General features: G+C 69.3%; 3 protein-coding genes and 1 pseudogene. 2 read left to right on the forward strand and 2 right to left on the reverse strand.

The window, feature by feature from the left end; all coding sequences use genetic code 11:
- Together D7W79_RS41315 and D7W79_RS45565 are read left to right on the forward strand one after the other, a co-directional pair.
- Window positions 1–395, forward strand: a pseudogene (locus D7W79_RS41315) (S1 family peptidase); the annotation flags it as partial.
- A 108-nt stretch (window positions 396–503) separates the two neighbouring features.
- On the forward strand, window positions 504–1,106 hold the full coding sequence (locus D7W79_RS45565; protein WP_120530664.1) for a transglycosylase SLT domain-containing protein: 603 nt from the start codon (window positions 504–506) through the stop codon (window positions 1,104–1,106).
- Window positions 1,107–1,219: 113 nt separating this feature from the next.
- Here D7W79_RS45565 and D7W79_RS41325 read toward each other — a convergent pair whose 3' ends face one another.
- Window positions 1,220–1,516 (reverse strand): hypothetical protein, encoded by a 297-nt coding sequence (locus D7W79_RS41325; RefSeq protein ID WP_120530665.1) that lies wholly within the window; start codon window positions 1,514–1,516, stop codon window positions 1,220–1,222.
- A gap of 190 nt (window positions 1,517–1,706) precedes the next feature.
- Window positions 1,707–2,201 carry a hypothetical protein gene (locus D7W79_RS41330; protein WP_439099279.1) on the reverse strand — a complete coding sequence of 165 codons (495 nt, stop codon included), beginning with the start codon at window positions 2,199–2,201 and terminating at the stop codon, window positions 1,707–1,709.
- Window positions 2,202–2,345: the final 144 nt, after the last annotated feature.

Genomic DNA, 2,345 nt, shown 5'->3' on the forward strand with positions numbered 1-2,345 from the left:
CCCCACTTCCGCTGGACGCCCTCTGCCAGGAGCCCTGCGCCAGCGACGCGGACTGTCCCTCCGGGCTGCTGTGCGTGGCCGCGGGGGACACCCCCGCCCGGTGCCTCCTGCCCGCGCTCCAGGCCGGGACCTATGGCGCGGCCTGCTCGGAGGACGCCACCTGCGGCGCCCGGGGCGTGTGCGCCCGGCTGGAGGTGGACGGGGACGACGCCTGCCGCTGCTTCACCCCCTGCGAGGCCACCGTCGACCCCCAGACACCGGGGGGCGGAAACCCCGGGGAGGACAGCGGGTGCGCCATCGGCCCCGGAGGCCTGGGCGCTACACTCGCCGTCCTATTGGGGCTGTTCTGGCGACAGTCCCGCCGGAGGATTCCAGGAAGTCGGTTCCGAACCTGACTTCGCGTGAAGGCGCCTACAAAAGCGCAAGTGTAGGCGAAACTCCGCGACCCAATTTCCGAGAATCAAGCAACGACGTTTTCGGCAATCAGAAGGGTCCTTCCCCCCATGGACTACAAGATCAAGTCGGGCGACACGCTGAGCGCGCTGGCCAAGCGCTTCAACACGGACGTGGATTCGCTGGTGAAGGCGAACCCGAACATCACCAACAAGGACCTCATCTACGCGGATGCGAAGCTCAACATCCCGGGCAGCAAGGATGAGTTCCAGGCGCAGGGTGCCGCCAAGGGGCCGGACCTGACGGGCGGGGCGCAGCAGACGCAGGGCTCGCAGGCCGTGGGTGACGTGCCCCCGGGCCAGGTCGGTGACTGGATCAAGCAGGCCATGGACATCCTCAAGGCCAACGGCGTCCCGACGGACAAGATGAACCCCCAGGACATCGCGAAGATCATCCAGCACGAGTCCAGCGGGAACCCGAACGCCATCAACAACTGGGACTCCAACGCCCAGAAGGGCACCCCGTCCATCGGCCTGATGCAGACCATCCAGCCGACGTTCGACTCCTACAAGCTCCCGGGCCACGACAACATCCGCAACCCGGTGGACAACATCATCGCGGGCGTCCGCTACTCCATCGCCCGCTACGGCTCCGTGTCCAACGTCCCGGGCATCCAGGGCCTCAACAGCGGCAGCGGCTACGTCGGCTACTGACCGGCGCGAAAAGGCCAGACGCACCGCGCCCCGCGGTGGAAGACGGGTTCCCTCACGAAGAGGGCACTTCCGTCTCCCACGCGGGGCGTCGTCATTTCAGCGGCTTTCCGCTCTCAGCCTCCGTGCAGCCTGGAGCGGTCGCGCGGGCCTCCCGCGCGCTTGATGTGGATCTGGCTGGGCGCCTTCTTGCGCCCCTTGAGCCCGGTGCCCCGGTTGTTGCGCTTGGGGCCGTGGTCGCTGGCGGCGGGGCCCAGCGTCACGCGCTTCAGGGCCTTCTGCATCAGCAACTGCGCCGCGTCGTCATGGGGCAGCGTCTTGCGCCCCTTGCTGGCCTGCACACTGGGCTGGGCCGCATGGGGATCCACGCGTCGCTTGTTCTTGATACCTGCCACTCGGGTCCGCACGGACATGGAGGTCCTCCTTTGAAGAGAGGTAGGGACCCCGGCGGGGTGTTGCCATCCCTGGCGACGGGCGGGACAGGGGCCGCTCCGGGAGCATGCGGAACGCGGGCGCCCGGTGGCGCGGGATGACAGGGGGCACTCGGGCGGCGGTGTCACGGACCCGGGAATCACTCCCGGCGCGGCGGGTACCGCGCGGCGCTCAGGTGAGGTCTTCGTTGTCGCGGCGGGCGCGCTTCTTCGCCTTGGGCTTGCCGGACTTGTCCGCCGTCTTCGCCTTCGTCTTCTGCTTGCTCGCGGGCTCCGGCGGGAACAGCCAGCCGTCCTCGGGGCGGGGCTGGGAGGCGTTCACCGGCTCGATGTGCTGACCCCGGCAGCCCCGGCACCAGGACTGCGGACGGCGCTGGCCCCGGCTCATGATGCGGAAGCCGAAGTCCTGCTCCGTGGGCCCCACGTGGCCGCAGCGCGGGCAGCGCGTCATGGACGTGGTGCCCGTCTCCTTGGCCTTCTCCTTCCCGTGCTCCACCACCAGCGCCAGCGCGGCGGCGAACCCCAGCTTCTTCTCCGTGGGCACGTGGAACTGACGCGCGCGCTTGCGGCTCCCCGGGCCCATCACGGGCAGGAGGTCCAGGCCTCCCAGGAGATTGCGCTGCTCCAGGACTCGCGACGGAGACGATGGCGGGGTCGAGTGGCTCACGCGATCATTTCTACGCGAGGGGTCTGACATGCCCGGTTCACGCCCGGGGTCGCCAGGTCCCCCTCCGTTCGGAGGTCTGGACACGCGTTCAGTAACCCCTGGCATTTCCAGGAGATTCCCCCGGCGGCCGGGTGGGGGTGGGGC

The organism is Corallococcus exercitus (genome assembly GCF_003611585.1).
Classification (GTDB): Bacteria; Myxococcota; Myxococcia; order Myxococcales; family Myxococcaceae; genus Corallococcus; species Corallococcus exercitus.

Bases quoted from the DNA above. Each gene is read 5' to 3' on its own strand.
- D7W79_RS45565 (WP_120530664.1), top strand. From the start codon at position 504: ATGGACTACAAGATCAAGTCGGGCGACACGCTGAGCGCGCTGGCCAAG.
- D7W79_RS41325 (WP_120530665.1), bottom strand. From the start codon at position 1,516: ATGTCCGTGCGGACCCGAGTGGCAGGTATCAAGAACAAGCGACGCGTG.